The sequence below is a fragment of the Streptomyces sp. NPDC048590 genome (assembly GCF_043199535.1).
Lineage (GTDB): Bacteria > Actinomycetota > Actinomycetes > Streptomycetales > Streptomycetaceae > Streptomyces.
On the sequence record NZ_JBICWC010000004.1, the window covers coordinates 407,085 to 423,831 of the forward strand.

The following is a 16,747-nucleotide window of genomic DNA, read 5'->3' on the forward strand; positions in this document are numbered from 1 at the left end:
CATGCGGGGACTTCGAAAGGCAGTGCCATGCCGGACCAGGCGGACAGTGCGAGCAGGACCGATTCGGCGGGTGGGGCTGCGGCCGCACGGCCCGCGGTGCGGGTGGAGGGGCTGTGGAAGCGGTTCGGCGAGCAGATCGCGGTCGGCGGTATCGACCTGGATCTCCCGGCGGGCAGGTTCATCGGCCTGGTGGGCCCCAACGGGGCGGGGAAGACGACCACGCTCTCCATGGTCACCGGGCTGCTCAGGCCGGACATGGGGCGCATCGAGGTCGCCGGCCACGACGTGTGGCGGGATCCGGTCGAGGTGAAGTCCCGGATCGGGGTCCTGCCCGAGGGACTGCGACTGTTCGAGCGGCTCTCCGGGCGTGAACTGCTCTCCTACACGGGGAGGTTGCGCGGCCTGCCGGGTGCGGAGGTGGACAAGCGGGCGACTCAGCTCCTCGATGTGCTGGATCTCGCGGGGGCCCAGCACAAGCTGGTCGTGGACTACTCGACCGGGATGCGGAAGAAGATCGGGCTGGCTTCCGCCCTGCTGCACAATCCCGAAGTCCTTTTCCTCGACGAGCCGTTCGAGGGGGTCGACCCGGTGTCGGCCCAGACCATCCGCGGGGTCCTGGAACGCTTCACCCGTTCCGGGGCGACGGTGATCTTCTCCAGCCATGTGATGGAGCTCGTCGAGTCGCTCTGCGACTGGGTGGCCGTCATGGCGGCCGGCCGGATCAAGGCCCAGGGCACCCTGGCGGAGGTGCGCGGCGACGCCGCCACCCTCCAGGACGCGTTCCTCGAACTGGTCGGCGCAGGCGCCCGGGACACCGGCGAGTCCCTGGACTGGCTGGGCGGTGCCCGATGACGGTGCTGGACGCCCCCGCGGGTACCGCCGTACCCGCCGTGCGCGGTGAGGGCCTCGTCCCCGTCTTCGTACGGCTGAAGCTGACGCTGCTGCGCAACGGTCTGCGGCAGTCGTCCGGGCGGCGGGCCGCCTACATCGCCTCGATCGTGGCGACCGCGCTGCTCGCGGTGGGCCAGGTGATCGGTCTGGTCGCGCTCCGCGGCCACTCCCAGGCGGACACGCTGGTGGTGCTGCTGGCCGCCGTGGTGGCTCTGGGCTGGGCGGTGATGCCGCTGTTCTTCCCGAGCGGTGACGAGACCCTGGATCCGAGCCGGCTGGTGATGCTGCCCTTGCGGCCCCGCCCGTTGATCGAGGCCCTGCTGGTGTCCTCACTGATCGGCATCGGGCCGCTCTTCACCCTGGCCCTCGCCCTCGGTTCGGTGATCGCGGTGGCGCACGGGGCGGCGGCGGTGGTGTTCGGCGTGGCCGGCGTCCCGTTGACGCTGCTGGTCTGCGTGGCGCTGGCGCGCTCCGTCGCCACCGCGAACATCCGGCTGCTGACCTCGCGCAAGGGCCGGGACCTCGCGGTGCTCAGCGGGCTGGTGATCGCGGTGGGGATCCAGTTCGTCAACTTCGGCGCGCAGCGTCTGGGCCGTGCTGGCGGGCTGTCCTCGCTGGAGCCCCTCGCGGACGTGGTGCGCTGGCTGCCCCCGGCGTCGGCGCTGGGCGCGGTGGGGTCGGCCTCCGAGGGTTCCTACGGGGCGGCGGCCGGGCAGCTGCTGGTCTCGGTGCTCGCCCTCGGCGTCCTGTTGTGGCTCTGGCAGCGGAGCCTCGTGAAGCTGATGACCTCGCCGGACGGTTCCACCATCGCCGCCGCCGAGCCTTCCGCCGACCGGTCGGGCGCCGAGCGCTCGGGGCTCTTCGCGCTGCTTCCCGAGGGGCGTACGGGGACGGTGATGCGGCGGAGCCTGCGCTACGTCGTGCGCGACCCGAAGACGAAGGCGGCGTGGGTGACGGCGCTGGCGATCGGGCTGATCGTGCCCGTCCTCAACGCGGTCCAGGGCACCGGGTCCCCGTACTTCGCCTGCTTCGCGGCGGGAATGCTCGGGATGCAGATGTACAACCAGTTCGGCCAGGACACCTCGGCGTTCTGGATGGTGGCGCTGTCGGTGTCCTCGACGAGGGACGCCTATCTGGAGCTCAGGGCGCGGGCCCTGGTCCTGCTGCTGATCACCCTGCCGTACACGGTGCTCGTCACGGTGGTGACCGCGGCGGTGCTCGGCGACTGGGCGGCACTGCCGGGGGTGGTGGGCCTGTCGTTCGCCCTCCTCGGCGCGATGCTCGCGACGGGGGCCCTTGCCTCGGCGCTGTTCCCGTACTCGATCCCGCAGGACGGGGCGTTCAAGAACGTCGTACCGGGGCAGGCCGGGCTCGCCTGGATCTCCATCCTGGGCGGCATGGTGGCCGCGGCGGTGCTCAGCGGGCCCGTGATCGGGCTGACGATCTGGCTCCACGCGGCCGGCCATCAGGACGCGCTGTGGGTGCTGCTCCCGGTGGGAGCGGTCTACGGCGCCTTCATCGGGTGGCTCGGGGTCCGGCTGGCCGCGCCCCGCACCGCGGACCGGCTCCCGGAGATCCTGGCCGCGGTCAGCAAGGGCTGAGCGGGCCGCCCGGGGACTGGGCTTCCTCGGGAGCGGGTGGGCTTCCCAGGGATCGGTTGCCGTCCGGCCCCGGGAGGCCGCCGCTCAGGGACGGGCGGGCTCCCGGTCGCCGTGGCGGCCCTCGGCCAGCTGCTCCAGGAACGGCTCCACCGCCGCGCGCCAGCCGTCCGGGCGGTCGTAGTGGACGAGGTGGCCGGCGTCCTCCACCTCGGCGTACTGCCCGAGCGGCAGGACCCTGACCATCTCCTGGGCCTCGGCCCTGCCGAGCTCTCCGTCGATGCCGCGCAGGACGAGGGTGGGGCAGCGCACCTGCGCGAGCTCCTCCCAGTGGGCGTCGTAGATCCAGGTGGCCCGTGACGTCAGCATGTGTTCCTGGGAGAAGACGGGGCGCCATCCGTCGGGGCCCTCGGCCATCACCTCGGCGAAGAACTCGCCCCGGGAGGGGTTGGGCCGCTCCACCCAGGGGTCGTCCTCACCGAACCACTTCCGGACCTCGGCGAGGGATTCGAAGGGCAGCGGCCAGGCGCCGAACCAGTCCTCCCACTCGCGCTGGGAGGCCGGTCCGAGGGCGGAGGCCCGCATGTCGCAGATGATCAGCGCCTTGACGAGATCGGGGCGCTTGGCCGCGAGCTGCCAGGCGGTGAGCGCGCCCATGGAGTGCCCGACGAGGGTGACCGGGGCGAGGCCGAGCTGCTCGATCGCCGCCTCGGCGTCCGCGACGTAGGCGTCACGGGTGTACGGGCCTGCGGCCGGCTTCTCGCTGCGTCCGTGACCACGCTGGTCGAGGGCGACGGGACGGTGGCGCTCGGAGAGCCAGCGGGCGGCAGGGGCCCAGTGCGCGGACCGGCCCATCAGCCCGTGGAGCATTAAGATCCCGGGGGCGCCGCCGGACTCCTCCCGCTCCTTGGGCAGGTCGGCGAACTCCCAGGCCGCGAGGCGTACACCGTCCGATCCGGTCACATCGATGCGCCGCACCATAGGTTCTGGCACCCCCTCTTCAGGTCCTCGTCCACCGTGAATGCGTCCTGGCCAGACTATCGAACCTTTATTCGAAAACCGGCTTCCGGCGCGCAACATCCCACGTTCGAGTGACAGCGGTTCAGGATTGACGACGGCCTCCCGGGGGAGACCTTCTGCGGGAAGCGGACCACTCGGGGACAGGGGTCCGCGGGGACTGACCTCGAGAGCTCGGGGCTCCAGGTCAGAGCAGGGGAGGACCGGCCTCGGCGCCCTCGGGCGCCGGGGCCTTCCGCTGCTCCCGGGGCTTCGGATCCGCGGGCCGCGGGCCCGCCCCGGACGGCACCGGAGCGGGCGGCCGAAGGGTCGCCCGTGGGCGGGTCCGTTCGAACAACCGCGCCGGGGAGACCGGAGAGACCATGGGCGCGGACAGGCCGGGCAGCCGCCTCACGGCGCACGTGCCACTGCGACGGGCGCATTCCCCGCCCCCTCCCCGGACAGCGCGGCAGACACTGCCGGCACCCTCAGGTCGAATGCCTGGCCACAGCCTGGCACGCGTTTCGCCCGGCCGCTGCGATTCCGGGCGGAAAACAGAAAGCGGGCTTACCGGTTCACATCCGCATGTGCATCCGCACCGGCGCCCGCACGTGCACGCAGGGCGCCGGTACGCGCATAACTCCTGGTCAGCGCTTCGCGACGAAGACGTGCGAGGCGACCTCGGTGTCCAGCTCGGCGGCCTCGCCGCTGGAGCCGACCAGCACGCCGCCGGCCGACTCGGTCACGCTGACGACGGACCCGGGCTGCACGCCCGCCCGCCGAAGGGTGTACATCAGCTGTGCGTCGGTCTGGATCGGCTCCCCGATCCGGCGCACCACCACGGTCTTGCCCTCCGCGCCCGGATCGAGCTCGGCCAGGCTCACCATGCTCTCGTCCAGGAACGGGTCGGCCTCGGCGCTCTCGCCCAGCTCCTCCAGCCCCGGGATCGGGTTGCCGTAGGGGGACTCGGTCGGGTGCCGCAGCAGCTCCAGCACCCGGCGCTCGACCGCCTCGCTCATGACGTGTTCCCAGCGACAGGCCTCGGCGTGCACCTGCTCCCACTCCAGGCCGATGACGTCCACGAGCAGACACTCGGCGAGGCGGTGCTTGCGCATCACCCGGGTCGCCAGACGGCGCCCTTCCTCGGTCAGCTCGAGATGGCGGTCGCCGGCGACCTGGACCAGGCCGTCCCGCTCCATGCGCGCCACCGTCTGGCTCACCGTCGGACCGCTCTGGTCCAGCCTCTCGGCGATACGGGCGCGCATGGGGACGACGCCTTCCTCTTCGAGCTCGAGGATGGTGCGGAGATACATCTCCGTCGTGTCGATCAGTCCGGACATACGTGCCCCTCGATGCTGTGACTTGAAAGTCGTCGTGCGATGGCCCAACCCCAATTCTGACGCATGGCGCCGACAACCGTGCCCCGCCGTCGTGAGAGTGCTCCGCGGACGGGCCGGGCGCTATTGACAGTCCAGTGGTCCAGACCGCAACGTGATCCGCGACACGGGCACCGCACGGACCCCACATCCCGCAGGAAAGGCCTCCTCGATGAGCGACAGCAAGCTCGCCGGTCAGTTCTTCGACGCAGCGATCGGCCTGCTGGAGCGGGTACGCGACGAGGAGTCCGCGGCGATCGCGGCGGCGGGTACGGCGATCGCCGACACCGTCGCGGGCGGCGGCCGGCTCTTCGCCTTCGGCGCGGGCCATTCCTCGCTCGCCGCGCAGGACGTCGTCTACCGGGCGGGCGGACTGGCCCTGATGAACCTGCTGGCGGTGCCCGGCACCGTGGGCGTCGACGTCATGCCGGCGACCCTCGGCTCCGCCCTGGAGCGGGTGGACGGCCTGGCGAGCGCGGTGCTCGACTCCAGCCCCGCGCGCTCCGGCGACCTCCTGGTGATCATCTCGCTGTCCGGGCGCAACGCGCTGCCCGTGGAGATGGCTCAGAACGCACGGGCGCTCGGCCTGACCGTCGTCGGAATCACCTCCGTCGCGTACACGACCGGCACCAAGTCACGTCATGTCTCGGGCGGGTTCCTCCGCGACCACTGCGACATCGTGCTGGACAGCAAGATCGCCATCGGTGACGCCACCCTCACGCTGGAGGGCGTGGAGGCCCCGTTCGCGCCCGCGTCGACGGTCGTCACCAGCGCGCTGATGCAGGCCATGATGGCCACCGCCGCCGAGGAGCTCGTCGCCCGGGGCGTCGAGCCGCCGCTGCTGCGCTCCGGCAACGTCGACGGCGGCCACGAGTGGAACGGTCGCGTGATGCGGGAGTACGGCGACCGGATCTTCTACCGGCACTGAGCCCAGCGGGCTCGCACCGGGCCGCCCGCCGGGTTCAGAGCCCGTCGCCGCGGCCCGCGCGGGCCGCCAGACGGGCCAGGTCGACCGCCGAGGCCACCCGGACCGCCACGCTCTCCGCGTACGTCGCGTCCGTACGCTCGAAGGCGCTCCGGCTCGCGGTACGCAGGAACGTCACCACACCCAGGGTCCGTCCCCGGCTCCGGAGCACCGCGCACAGGGCGTGCACCGCCCCACCGGGCCACTGGCGCTCCACCGCCCAGTCCTGGCCCGCCCCGGCCGGTGCCGCGGCTCGGACGGTCCCGGCGCGCTCCACCGCCTGCAGGGCCGGGTGCCCGGGGCCGTACCGCACGGGGAACGGCCCGCCGGAGACCGCCAGGCAGGGGCCGGGGGCGTCGGAGGGCGTGGCCGCGGCCCGTACGAGCCTCTCGCCGCCCGCGAGGTCCTCCAGCAGGTCCACCACCACATGGTCGGCGAACCCGGCCAGGGCGAAGTCGAGCGAGGTGGTGGCCGCCTCCATCGGGTCCTCGCACTCCGCCGCCTGGCGTGCGGCACGGTGCAGCTGGTTCGCGCGGAAGCGCAGCCGGGCGGCGTCCTGCTCCGCCAGCTTCGCCGTGGTGACGTCCCGGAACAGCCAGCCGACGCCCAGCGGGACCGGCTCCTCCGCCAGCGGCGACGCCAGCCTCAGGAACCCGCTGCGCCAGCAGCGCCTGCGGTCGCCCTCCGCCGTCCGCAGCGTCACCCACAGCTCGGCCGGCGCGGTCGGCGAGCCCTCGGCGAGCACGTGCTGCAGCGCCGCCTCCAGGTCCTCGACCCCCTGCACGACCAGCTCCCCCAGCGGGCGCCCCAGCAACCGGGTGCGCCCGCCTCCCAGGGCCCGGGCCGCGTAGGCGTTGACCACGGTCGGCCTCAGGTCGACGTCGACGAGGACGACACCCCAGGACGCGTCCTCGAAGAGCGCCTCGCTGAGCGCGATGGAACGTTCGAGGTCGATCTGGGCGTGCACCTCGCTGAACGCGCAGTACACCCCGGCCGGCTTGCCGTCCGCCCCGCGCACCCCGGACGACTGGGTCCGTACGAGCACCCGCCCGCCGTCCTTGCGCAGCAGGGCGAACTCGTGGACCTGGCGTCCCGGTGCGTCCATGACGGCCAGCAGCCGCCCCTGCACGTCCCCCGCGTCCGCGCTGCGCACGGCCCACCCCGCGAAGCCGCGCCGCCCCACGGCCTCGGCGGCGGACCAGCCGAGGATCCGCTCGGCCTCGCGGTTCCAGTGGGTGATCGTGCCCTGCGCGTCGAAGGCGCAGAGGGCGGCGTCCATGCCGTCGAGCAGCGCGGCGAGGAGCCGGGAGCCAGGAATGGCCGCCGGAGCCGGCTCGGGGTCCTCGTCGGGGCCGATCGCGTCGGTGGTCCCGGTGCTCCTGGAAGCACTCACTCCGTACCTCCCGCAGGGCGTGTTCCGCTTCGCGTTCCGCATTGCCGCACGTCAGACCAATTGAACTCGAACGTGAGCCACCACACAGCCACTTCCCGGAAATCCGGTGTCCATCCGGGGTGCGGTTAATTCGGTTGTGCGGGCGCGAGGCCGTTCCTAGGCTGTGGGCACACGCTGAAAGGAGGTGATCCGAAAAGTGCAGTCTTATCGGATTCGTGAGGTGGCTGCGGGCTGACAGCCCGTCGTCGCACACCGTGCACCTCGGCAGGCTGTCTGCCGAAACCCAAGCAGTCACCGACTCGCAGGCTCGCCGGTAGATCCGGCCGGCTCCTCCGTGAGGAGGGACCAGAGCCTGCGGGTTCCTGCGTTCCCAGGGCGCCGGCCCACACTCACGGGCAGAGGCGCTCCACCCGCCAGTCCGCGTCCGCGCTGTCCCGGACGTACCGCAGACGGTCGTGCAGCCGGTTCTCACGGCCCTGCCAGAACTCGATCGCGTCCGGCACGACCAGGAAACCGCCCCAGTGCGGCGGCGCCGGCACCTTCTCCCCTTCCGGGTAGCGGCCGGCCAGGTCCTCGTAGCGCTCGGTCAGCTCCTCGCGCGAGCCGATCACCGTGGACTGCTCGCTGGCCCAGGCACCCAGCTGGGAGCCGTGCGGGCGGGTACGGAAGTACGCCACCGTCTCCTCCCTGCCCACACGCGACGCGGTACCGGTCACGATGACCTGCCGGGCCAGCGGGTGCCAGGGGAAGAGCAGCGAGACGTACGGGTTCTCCGCGAGTTCACGGCTCTTGCGGGAGCCGTAGTTGGTGAAGAAGACGAAGCCCCGGGCGTCGTACTGCTTCAGCAGGACCGTGCGGGAGGACGGGCGGCCCCCGGAGTCGGCCGTGGAGACCACCATCGCGTTCGGTTCGTGGAGGGCGCCGCCGCCCGCGACCTGGCGGAACCACAGGGCGAACTGGTCCATGGGATCCGCGGCGAGGTCCTGCTCGGAGAAGTCCTCGGAACGGTACTGCTCGCGCATCGCGGCCGGATCGGTGGTGCAATCGGATGACGGAGTGCGGGAGGAGGCGGAAGCGGAGGACGGAGAGGCATCTGCTGTGGGCACGGGGCCATCCTGCCGCAGCGGAGGTGCCGTTCCGCGAGGAGGGCACGAACACCGTGCGCGGGCCGGTCGGCTGTGCCGGACGTCACCCTTCCCCGCACCGTGGGTACCCGCCAGTATCGTGGTCGGGCCTTCAGGGCCCGTCACACAGCCGCCGAGTCGAGGGAGCCGCCCGATGTCCGACTTCGTACCCGGACTTGAAGGAGTCGTCGCGTTCGAGACGGAGATCGCCGAGCCCGACAAGGAAGGCGGATCGCTCCGTTACCGCGGCGTCGACATCGAGAACCTCGTCGGCCACGTCTCGTTCGGCAACGTCTGGGGCCTGCTGGTGGACGGGGCGTTCAACCCCGGCCTGCCGCCCGCCGAGCCGTTCCCGATCCCCGTGCACTCCGGCGACATCCGCGTGGACGTCCAGTCCGCGCTCGCCATGCTGGCCCCGGTGTGGGGCCTGAAACCGCTGCTCGACATCTCCGCCGAACAGGCCCGCGACGACCTCGCGCGCGCCGCGGTGATGGCCCTCTCGTACGTCGCCCAGTCGGCCCGCGGCCAGGGCCTGCCGATGGTCCCGCAGAGCGAGATCGACAAGGCGCGGTCGGTGGTGGAGCGGTTCATGATCCGCTGGCGCGGCGAGCCGGACCCGAAGCACGTCAAGGCGGTCGACGCCTACTGGACGTCGGCCGCGGAGCACGGGATGAACGCCTCGACGTTCACCGCCCGGGTCATCGCCTCCACCGGCGCGGACGTCTCGGCCGCCCTGTCCGGCGCGGTCGGCGCCATGTCGGGTCCGCTGCACGGCGGCGCCCCCTCCCGCGTCCTGGGCATGATCGAGGAGATCGAGCGGACCGGCGACGCCACGGCGTACGTCAAGCGGGCCCTCGACAAGGGCGAGCGCCTGATGGGCTTCGGCCACCGCGTCTACCGCGCCGAGGACCCCCGCGCCCGCGTCCTGCGCCGTACCGCGCGCGAGCTGGCCGCCCCGCGCTTCGAGGTGGCCGAGGCCCTGGAGAAGGCCGCCCTGGAGGAGCTGCACGCCCGCCGCCCCGACCGGGTCCTGGCGACGAACGTCGAGTTCTGGGCGGCGATCGTCCTGGACTTCGCGGAGGTCCCGGCGCACATGTTCACCTCGATGTTCAGCTGCGCCCGCACGGCCGGCTGGTCGGCGCACATCCTGGAGCAGAAGCGCACCGGCCGCCTGGTCCGCCCCTCGGCGACGTACGTCGGCCCGGGCACCCGCGACCCGCACGAGATCCCTGGCTTCGACCAGCTGGCGGACCTGGCGAACTGACAGGGCGCCGGGGCAGGTCGTGCCTCACCCGTCGCACGCCTGTGGCTGGCCTGTGTCATTCCTACCGGCATCCTGAGACGCGTCGCCCCGGTGACGGACCGCCGTCACCGGGGCGCCCGGTCGTCGAACGCACCGGCTGCCCTGCGGGGCGGCCCTCACTGCCAGTTAGGTCAAAAATGACATACAAGGGACGCATCGTCCTCGCTGCCGCTCTCACCGCCATGACGCTCGGGCTCACGGCCTGCGACGACGGTGACGACTCGGCATCGGGACAGGACTCACCGTCGGCCTCTGCCCCGGCACCGTCCGATCCGGGCAGCGAGAGCCCGTCCGCGGAGCCCACCGACGACGGCGCCGCTCCGGCCGACGGGGACGTCACCGCACCGGGCTCGAAGCTCAAGGTCGGCGACAAGGCGGTCCTGCCCTTCACGTACGGGACCGACAAGAAGGGCACCGTCGCCGTGACCGTCACGGCGATCGAAAAGGGCGCAGAGGCCGACATGGAACGGTTCGGCGCGAAGGCGAAGGGCATGACGCCCTATTACATCCGGATGAAGGTGGAGAACGTCGGCGGCACCGACCTGTCGTACGCGTCGCTGAGGCTGCGCGGGCAGCTGGCGGGCGGCGGCCCCACGGGGGTCATCCTGATCGGCGACCTCCCGGGCAAGTGCGACAGCGAGACGGCCCCCCGCGACTTCACCACCAAGGGCGCGTCGTACGAGACCTGCTCGCTCAGCGCCACGAAGACCGAGCCCGTCGCGGCCGCTTCGTTCGACGAGGGTGACGCGTACACCGACAGCCCGGTCCTCTGGACGAGGTGACCCTCCGTTGCCTGCCCGGGCGCTGGGCGTCCCGTCCTCGACGACCGCGAAGGGGATCAGCCCAGCGCCCCGTCCAGCAGCACCGCCCACTGCGTGACCACCCGCCGCCTCCGCGCCGTGTCGTCCGTGAGGACGTTGGCGAGGCCGAGGCCGCGGGCCATGTCCAGGAGTCCCTGCACGGTCTCGCGCACCCCCGGGCGGGTCTCGTCCGCGCCGAGGAGTTCGACGGCGATGCGGTGGGTCTCCCGGCCGACGCGCGCTTCGAGTTCGGTGACCCGGGGCCTCAGCTGCGCCTCGTTGGAGGCGGCGACCCAGAGCTGGAGCGCGGCGCGGAACAGCGGCCCGGTGTAGAGGTCGACCAAGGCGGTGACGACCTCCGTGCGACCCTGGACGGGCAGGGCGCGCAGGGCGGCCGAGCGTTCCTCCGCGACGTACTCGACGGCGCCGGTGAACAGGTCCTCGCGGGTGGGGAAGTGGTGCTGCGCCGCGCCCCGGGAGACGCCGGCCCGCTCGGCGACGACGGAGACCGTGGAGCCCGCCCAGCCGTGTTCGGCGAGGCAGGCGACCGCGGCTTCGAGCAGCCGTTGGCGGGTGGCGCGGCTGCGGTCCTGCTTGGGGGACTTCGCGGCGGGGGGTCTGGGGGGTGTCACAGCACCCATGGGGGATCCCGTCGTTCCAGGAAGGCCGTCATCCCCTCCCGTGCCGCGTCGGAGGCGAAGAGCGCCGCGGAGCGGGCGATGAGGTCTTCGGCGTGACTGTCGAAACTCCGCAGCACACTAGCCGTGACCAGCTCCTTCGACGCCCTCAGCCCCTGCGGTGAGGCTCGGCGGAGTCCGTCGAGTACCGGTACGAGTGCCTTGTCCACATCGTCGGCGGCGGCCCCCGGAATCCCGGCGGCCAGCGTGACGAGCCCGATCCGGGCGGCCTCGGCCGCGTCGAAGCGTTCGCCGGTGAGGTAGTAGCGGGACGCGGCCCGGGGGTCGAGGCGGGGCAGCAGGGGCAGGGAGATCACGGCGGGGGCGAGGCCGAGGCGGGACTCGGTGAGGGCGAAGGTGGCGTCCGGTCCGGCCGCGGAGATGTCGCAGGCCCCCAGGAGTCCCAGCCCGCCGGCCCGGACGTGCCCGGTGACCCGGGCGACGACCGGCTTGGGCAGGGCGACGACCGCCCGCATCAGGGCGACGAACGCCGCCGGTTCGGGCGGTGCGGTCAGGTCGGCCCCGGCGCAGAAGGTGGTGCCGGTGTGGGTGAGGACGACGGCCCGCACCGTGTCGTCCTCGGCGCAGCCGGCAAGCGCCTCGGAGAGTTCGCCGACGAGGGCGGCCGAGAGGGCGTTCCGGTTGGCCGGGGAGTCCAGGGTGAGGGTGGTGATGCCCCGGTGGTGGACGGTCGGTGCCAGGGTCATCGCTGCCTCTCCCGGTGGGGGACGGTCGGTGCCAGGGTCATCGCTGCCTCTCCCGGTGGGGGACGGCCGGTGCCAGGGTCATCGCTGCCTCTCCCGGTGGGGGACGGTCGGTGCCGGAGTCATCACTGCTTCTCCCGGTCGCGCAGCTCACGCCGCAGGATCTTGCCGGACACCGCGCGGGGCACGGCCTCGATGAACTCGGCCCGTCTGACCTTCTTGTACGGGGAGACCCGGTCGGCGACGTAGGCGATGACGTCCTCCTCGGTGAGGTCCTCCGCGCCCGCCTGGCGGACCAGGTAGGCCTTCGGCACCTCGTTGCCGTCGGCGTCGACGACCCCGATGACGGCCGCGTCGGCGATCGACGGGTGGGTGAGCAGCAGCGCCTCCAGGTCGGCGGGGGCGACCTGGTAGCCCTTGTACTTGATGAGTTCCTTCACCCGGTCGACGACGTACAGCCAGCCCTCGGCGTCGGTCCTGCCGACGTCCCCGGTGTGCAGCCAGCCGTCCTCGTCGATCATGGCGGCGGTGGCGTCGGGGCGGCCGAGGTAACCCTTCATCACCTGGGGTCCCCGGATGAGGATCTCGCCCTCGGTGCCGGGAGCGACGTCGATGCCGGGGTCGGTGAGCGAGACGATCCGCATCTCGGTTCCGGGCAGCAGCTTCCCCACGGCTCCGGGCGGCGGGTTCTCCGCGTCCAGGGGCACGACGTGGGTGCCGGGCGAGAGCTCCGTCATCCCGTACGCCTGCCGGACGGCAGGCACTCCGAGGCGGGCGGAACAGGCGGCGGCGAGCGAGGCGTCCAGCGGGGCGGCGGCGCTGACGATGTACTCCAGCGAGGAGAGGTCGTAGTCACCGACGAGGGGGTGCTTGGCGAGGGCCAGGACGATCGGCGGGGCGACGTACAGGCCGGTGATGCGCTGGGTCTGGATCGTCTCCAGGAACTGGGCGAGGTCGAAGCGGGGCAGGACGACGACCGTGGCGCCGTACCGGAGGGGGCCGTTCATCAGGGCGGTGAGGCCGTAGATGTGGAAGAAGGGGAGCACGGCCAGGATGCGGTCGCGTTCGCCGAGGGGGACGAAGGGGCGCAGCTGCTCCAGGTTGGTGGCGATGGAGCGGTGGGTGAGCATGACGCCCTTGGGGGTGCCGGTGGTGCCCGAGGAGTAGGGCAGTACGGCGATGTCCTCGGCCGGGTCGAAGGCGATCTCGGGTTCGGGTGCGGTGGAGCCCAGCATGTCGAGGACGGAGGTGTGGCCCTCGGCCTGGTCGCAGACGTAGATCTCCTCGATCCCGCCGGCGAGTTCGGCGGCCCGGCGGGCGACGTCCAGGAGCGGGGAGACGGTGACGATCCAGCGGGCGGCGGAGTCCGTGAGCTGTTTGGCGAACTCCTCGGGGGTGGCGAGCGGGTGGATGGTGGTGACGGTGGCTCCTGCCCGGGTCGCCCCGTAGAAGACGGGCGGGTAGGCGATGGTGTTGGGGCTGTGCAGGGCGAGGACGTCGCCCTTGCGCAGTCCGGCCGCGGCGAGGTGGGCGGCGATGCGGCGGTGGAAGGTGTCGAGCTGGGCGTAGGTGACGGTCATCCCGTTGGTGCCGTCGATCAGTGCGGGGGTGTCACCGAAGCCGGCGGCGTCCCCGAGTACGGCTTCGTGGATGGGTGTTTCGAGGGGCTGGACGTCTGCGTACTCGCTGTGGAACACCATGGCGGTCCCCTTCGACGCGGGTGGAGAGCCAGAATCGCCCTTGCGGGGGCGTATGGGGAGACCCCGGACATGACCGACCGGGTCAGTACGACTTCGGCAGGCCCAGGGTCTGGTGGGAGACGTAGTTGAGGATCATCTCCCGGCTGACGGGCGCGATACGGGAGACGCGTGCGGCGGTGATGAGGGAGGCGAGTCCGTACTCGGTCGTCAGGCCGTTCCCGCCGAGGGTGTGGACGGCCGTGTCGACGGCCCTGACGCAGGCTTCGGCGGCGGCGTACTTCGCCATGTTGGCGGCCTCGCCCGCGCCGATGTCGTCGCCGTCGTCGACGAGTTTGGCGGCCTTCTGCATCATCAGGCGGGAGAGTTCCAGCTCGATGTGCGCCTGGGCGAGCGGGTGGGCTATGGCCTGGTGGGCGCCGATGGGGGCGCCCTTCCAGACGGTGCGGGTCCTCGCGTACTCCACGGCCTTCTCCACGGCGTAGCGGCCCATGCCGATGGAGAAGGCGGCGCCCATGATGCGTTCCGGGTTCAGCCCGGCGAAGAGCTGGAGGAGCCCGGTGTCCTCCTCCTCGCCGACGAGGGCACCGGCGGGCAGCCTGACTCCGTCGAGGACCAGCTCGAACTGCTTCTCGGCCGCCTGGAGTTCCATCTCGATGCGGCTGCGGGTGAAGCCGGGGGTGTCCCTGGGGACGATGAAGAGGCAGGGCTTCAGCCTGCCGGACCTCGCGTCCTCGGTGCGGCCGACGATCAGCGTGGCGTCGGAGATGTCCACACCGGAGATGAAGACCTTCCGGCCGTCGAGCACCCAGTCGTCCCCGTCGCGTCGTGCGGTGGTGGTGATGCGGTGGGAGTTGGAGCCGGCGTCGGGCTCGGTGATGCCGAAGGACATGGTCAGGGAGCCGTCGGCGAGGCCGGGCAGCCAGGCCTGCTTCTGGGCCTCGGTGCCGAAGCGGGCGATGACGGTGCCGCAGATCGCCGGGGAGACCACCATCATCAGCAGGGGGCTTCCGGCGGCCCCCAGCTCCTCCAGGACGATGGAGAGTTCGGCCATGCCGCCGCCCCCTCCGCCGTACTCCTCGGGCAGGTTGACGCCGAGGTAGCCGAGCTTGCCGGCCTCCTCCCAGAGTTCGCGGGGGTGCTCGCCCTTGCGGGCCAGGGCGGTGGAGTAGTCGCGCCCGAAGCGTTTGCCGAGGGCGGCGACGGCGGCGCGCAGGGCCCGCTGTTCTTCGGTTTCGAGGATGGTGCTCATCGGGTCGTCTCCTCCTGGTCGGCGGATGGCTGCGCGGGTGCGTCCTGTACGACGGCGAGCAGTGCGCCGACCTCGACCTGGAGTCCGGGGGCGGCGTGGAGCGCGGTGAGGGTGCCGGAGGCGGGGGCGAGGATGCGGTGTTCCATCTTCATCGCCTCCAGCCAGATGAGGGGCTGCCCGGCCTCGACGGGCGTCCCGGGCGCGAGTCCGTCGGCGAGGCGGACGACGGTGCCGGGCATGGGGGCGAGGAGGGAGCCGGGTTCGGCGCGCCGGGCGGGGTCGGTGAAGCGCGGGAGAGCGGTGAAGGCGTACGAGCCGGACGAGGTGTCCACGTGGACGCGGTCGCCGTGGGTGGCGACGGTGAACCGGTGGGTCACCCCGCCGGTCTCCAGGGTGACGGCGTCCGGGTGCGCGGCCAGGACCCGTTCGCCGGTCTCCGGGAGCGGGGTGCCGTCCCGGCCCCTGCGGTAGGCGATCTCGTACGTGGCTCCGCCGGGCTCGCCGCGGTAGGTCCTGGTCTGCGGCTGCGAGCGGAGGTTGCGCCAGGCACCGAACCGGGCGGGACCGCCTGTCGCGGTGCCCGCCGCGGCGGCGAGGGCGGCGGCGGTGGCGGCGAGGCGCGTGGCCTCCTCCTCGACGGCGCCGGTCCCGGTCAGGGCGGTCAGGTGGCGGTCGTAGAAGCCTGTGTCGAGGATTCCGGCGGCGAAGTCGGGGTGACGCAGGGAGCGTACGAGCAGGTCCCGGTTGGTCACCGGGCCGTGCAGGCGGGCGCGTTCGAGGGTCCGCGCCAGGAGGCGGACCGCTTCGGCGCGGGTGGGGGCGTGGGCGATGACCTTGGCGAGCATCGGGTCGTATTGGACGCCTACGGTGTCCCCGCCGGTGTATCCGGTGTCGACGCGGACACCGGGTCCGGTGGGTACGTCGAAGGTGAGCAGTGCTCCGGTCTGCGGCTGCCAGTCACGCGCCGGGTCCTCGGCGTAGAGCCGGGCCTCGACGGCGTGTCCGGAAAGGGCGGGCGGTGCGGCGGCGGGCAGGGCTCCTCCCTCGGCCACCCGTATCTGGAGGGCGACCAGGTCGAGGCCCGACACCGCCTCCGTGACGGGGTGCTCGACCTGGAGGCGGGTGTTCATCTCCAGGAAGTACGGACGTCCTTCGGCCGACAGCAGGAACTCCACGGTCCCCGCGCCCCGGTAGCCCACGGCCCGCGCGGCGGCGACCGCCGCGTCGTGGAACCGGCCGCACAGCTCCTCGTCCAGGCCGGGTGCGGGGGCCTCCTCGATCACCTTCTGGTGGCGGCGCTGGAGCGAGCAGTCACGGGTGCCGACCGCCCACACCGTGCCCCGGCCGTCGGCCATGACCTGGACCTCGACGTGCCGGCCCCGCTCGACGTACGGCTCGGCGAAGACCTCTCCGTCCCCGAAGGCGGAGGCGGCCTCGGCGGACGCCGCGGTCAACTCCTGCGGCAGGGCGTCGAGTTCGCGCACGATCCGCATCCCGCGACCGCCGCCGCCCGCCGCGGCCTTCAGCAGCAGCGGCAGGTCCGAGGCGGTCGCGGCCGCCGGGTCCACGGGGGCGAGCAACGGGACGCCGGCCGCCGCCATCAGCTCCTTGGCCCGGGTCTTGGAGGCCATCAGCTCGATGGCTTTCACCGGGGGGCCGACCCAGACGAGGCCCGCGTCCTGGACGGCCCGCGCGAATCCGGCGTTCTCGGAGAGGAAGCCGTATCCGGGGTGCACGGCGTCCGCGCCCGCGGCCAGCGCGGCGGCCACCACCAGGTCGCCCCTGAGATAGGTGTCGGCGGGTGCCGCCCCCGGCAGGCGTACTGCGGTGTCCGCCTCCCGCACGTGCAGGGCGCCCGCGTCGGCGTCGGAGTACACGGCGACGGTGGCGATGCCCAGTTCGCGGCAGGTGCGGAAGATCCGGCAGGCGATCTCGCCCCGGTTGGCGACCAGCAGTGTGGTGATCATCCTCT

The 16,747-nt window shown here is 72.5% G+C and carries 14 protein-coding genes; 5 read left to right on the forward strand and 9 right to left on the reverse strand.

What is annotated here, in order from left to right:
- Positions 1-27: 27 nt before the first annotated feature.
- Positions 28-852, forward strand: a complete 825-nt coding sequence (locus ACGFNN_RS14120) for an ABC transporter ATP-binding protein (protein ID WP_393555655.1) — start codon at positions 28-30, stop codon at positions 850-852.
- Positions 849-2,492 carry a transporter gene (locus tag ACGFNN_RS14125; protein WP_393555656.1) on the forward strand — a complete coding sequence of 548 codons (1,644 nt, stop codon included), beginning with the start codon at positions 849-851 and terminating at the stop codon, positions 2,490-2,492. The genes ACGFNN_RS14120 and ACGFNN_RS14125 overlap by 4 nt, the downstream gene beginning before the upstream one ends.
- Before the next feature lie 84 nt (positions 2,493-2,576).
- Here ACGFNN_RS14125 and ACGFNN_RS14130 read toward each other — a convergent pair whose 3' ends face one another.
- Together ACGFNN_RS14130 and ACGFNN_RS14135 are read right to left on the reverse strand one after the other, a co-directional pair.
- Positions 2,577-3,470: an alpha/beta fold hydrolase gene (locus ACGFNN_RS14130; RefSeq protein WP_393555658.1), complete on the reverse strand. Its 894-nt coding sequence runs from the start codon at positions 3,468-3,470 to the stop codon at positions 2,577-2,579.
- Positions 3,471-4,132: 662 nt separating this feature from the next.
- Entirely contained in the window at positions 4,133-4,825 is a 693-nt protein-coding gene (locus ACGFNN_RS14135) for a metal-dependent transcriptional regulator (RefSeq protein WP_393555660.1), read from the reverse strand.
- Positions 4,826-5,033: 208 nt separating this feature from the next.
- On the opposite strand from ACGFNN_RS14135, the gene ACGFNN_RS14140 reads away from it, so the two are divergent.
- Positions 5,034-5,789 (forward strand): SIS domain-containing protein, encoded by a 756-nt coding sequence (locus ACGFNN_RS14140; RefSeq protein ID WP_393555662.1) that lies wholly within the window; start codon positions 5,034-5,036, stop codon positions 5,787-5,789.
- Between the two features lie 34 nt (positions 5,790-5,823).
- Here the strand turns inward: ACGFNN_RS14140 and ACGFNN_RS14145 are convergent, their stop codons facing one another.
- Both ACGFNN_RS14145 and pdxH read right to left on the reverse strand, forming a co-directional pair.
- The gene (locus tag ACGFNN_RS14145; protein WP_393555664.1) at positions 5,824-7,218 is read right to left on the reverse strand and encodes a PAS domain-containing protein; all 1,395 of its coding nucleotides are present in this window, start codon (positions 7,216-7,218) and stop codon (positions 5,824-5,826) included.
- Between the two features lie 389 nt (positions 7,219-7,607).
- Positions 7,608-8,240, reverse strand: a complete 633-nt coding sequence (gene pdxH / locus ACGFNN_RS14150; protein WP_393556230.1) for a pyridoxamine 5'-phosphate oxidase — start codon at positions 8,238-8,240, stop codon at positions 7,608-7,610.
- Between the two features lie 256 nt (positions 8,241-8,496).
- On the opposite strand from pdxH, the gene ACGFNN_RS14155 reads away from it, so the two are divergent.
- Both ACGFNN_RS14155 and ACGFNN_RS14160 read left to right on the forward strand, forming a co-directional pair.
- Positions 8,497-9,606: a citrate synthase 2 gene (locus ACGFNN_RS14155; protein WP_393555666.1), complete on the forward strand. Its 1,110-nt coding sequence runs from the start codon at positions 8,497-8,499 to the stop codon at positions 9,604-9,606.
- A 176-nt stretch (positions 9,607-9,782) separates the two neighbouring features.
- Complete coding sequence (locus ACGFNN_RS14160) at positions 9,783-10,427, forward strand: hypothetical protein (protein WP_393555668.1); 645 nt, start codon at positions 9,783-9,785, stop codon at positions 10,425-10,427.
- 56 nt (positions 10,428-10,483) lie between these two features.
- Here the strand turns inward: ACGFNN_RS14160 and ACGFNN_RS14165 are convergent, their stop codons facing one another.
- The 5 genes from ACGFNN_RS14165 to ACGFNN_RS14185 all read right to left on the reverse strand — a co-directional run bounded on the left by ACGFNN_RS14165 (position 10,484) and on the right by ACGFNN_RS14185 (position 16,742).
- Positions 10,484-11,086, reverse strand: a complete 603-nt coding sequence (locus ACGFNN_RS14165; protein WP_393555670.1) for a TetR/AcrR family transcriptional regulator — start codon at positions 11,084-11,086, stop codon at positions 10,484-10,486.
- On the reverse strand, positions 11,074-11,829 hold the full coding sequence (locus tag ACGFNN_RS14170; protein ID WP_393555671.1) for an enoyl-CoA hydratase family protein: 756 nt from the start codon (positions 11,827-11,829) through the stop codon (positions 11,074-11,076). The genes ACGFNN_RS14165 and ACGFNN_RS14170 overlap by 13 nt, the downstream gene beginning before the upstream one ends.
- Positions 11,830-11,951: 122 nt before the next feature.
- Positions 11,952-13,526 carry a 4-coumarate--CoA ligase family protein gene (locus ACGFNN_RS14175; RefSeq protein WP_393555673.1) on the reverse strand — a complete coding sequence of 525 codons (1,575 nt, stop codon included), beginning with the start codon at positions 13,524-13,526 and terminating at the stop codon, positions 11,952-11,954.
- Positions 13,527-13,608: 82 nt separating this feature from the next.
- Positions 13,609-14,775, reverse strand: a complete 1,167-nt coding sequence (locus ACGFNN_RS14180; RefSeq protein ID WP_393555675.1) for an acyl-CoA dehydrogenase family protein — start codon at positions 14,773-14,775, stop codon at positions 13,609-13,611.
- Positions 14,772-16,742: an acetyl/propionyl/methylcrotonyl-CoA carboxylase subunit alpha gene (locus ACGFNN_RS14185; RefSeq protein ID WP_393555676.1), complete on the reverse strand. Its 1,971-nt coding sequence runs from the start codon at positions 16,740-16,742 to the stop codon at positions 14,772-14,774. The genes ACGFNN_RS14180 and ACGFNN_RS14185 overlap by 4 nt, the downstream gene beginning before the upstream one ends.
- Positions 16,743-16,747: the final 5 nt, after the last annotated feature.

Bases quoted from the DNA above. Each gene is read 5' to 3' on its own strand.
- ACGFNN_RS14120 (WP_393555655.1), top strand. From the start codon at position 28: ATGCCGGACCAGGCGGACAGTGCGAGCAGGACCGATTCGGCGGGTGGG.
- ACGFNN_RS14125 (WP_393555656.1), top strand. From the start codon at position 849: ATGACGGTGCTGGACGCCCCCGCGGGTACCGCCGTACCCGCCGTGCGC.
- ACGFNN_RS14130 (WP_393555658.1), bottom strand. From the start codon at position 3,470: ATGGTGCGGCGCATCGATGTGACCGGATCGGACGGTGTACGCCTCGCG.
- ACGFNN_RS14135 (WP_393555660.1), bottom strand. From the start codon at position 4,825: ATGTCCGGACTGATCGACACGACGGAGATGTATCTCCGCACCATCCTC.
- ACGFNN_RS14140 (WP_393555662.1), top strand. From the start codon at position 5,034: ATGAGCGACAGCAAGCTCGCCGGTCAGTTCTTCGACGCAGCGATCGGC.
- pdxH (WP_393556230.1), bottom strand. From the start codon at position 8,240: ATGCGCGAGCAGTACCGTTCCGAGGACTTCTCCGAGCAGGACCTCGCC.
- ACGFNN_RS14155 (WP_393555666.1), top strand. From the start codon at position 8,497: ATGTCCGACTTCGTACCCGGACTTGAAGGAGTCGTCGCGTTCGAGACG.
- ACGFNN_RS14160 (WP_393555668.1), top strand. From the start codon at position 9,783: ATGACATACAAGGGACGCATCGTCCTCGCTGCCGCTCTCACCGCCATG.
- ACGFNN_RS14165 (WP_393555670.1), bottom strand. From the start codon at position 11,086: ATGGGTGCTGTGACACCCCCCAGACCCCCCGCCGCGAAGTCCCCCAAG.
- ACGFNN_RS14170 (WP_393555671.1), bottom strand. From the start codon at position 11,829: ATGACCCTGGCACCGACCGTCCACCACCGGGGCATCACCACCCTCACC.
- ACGFNN_RS14175 (WP_393555673.1), bottom strand. From the start codon at position 13,526: ATGGTGTTCCACAGCGAGTACGCAGACGTCCAGCCCCTCGAAACACCC.
- ACGFNN_RS14180 (WP_393555675.1), bottom strand. From the start codon at position 14,775: ATGAGCACCATCCTCGAAACCGAAGAACAGCGGGCCCTGCGCGCCGCC.
- ACGFNN_RS14185 (WP_393555676.1), bottom strand. From the start codon at position 16,742: ATGATCACCACACTGCTGGTCGCCAACCGGGGCGAGATCGCCTGCCGG.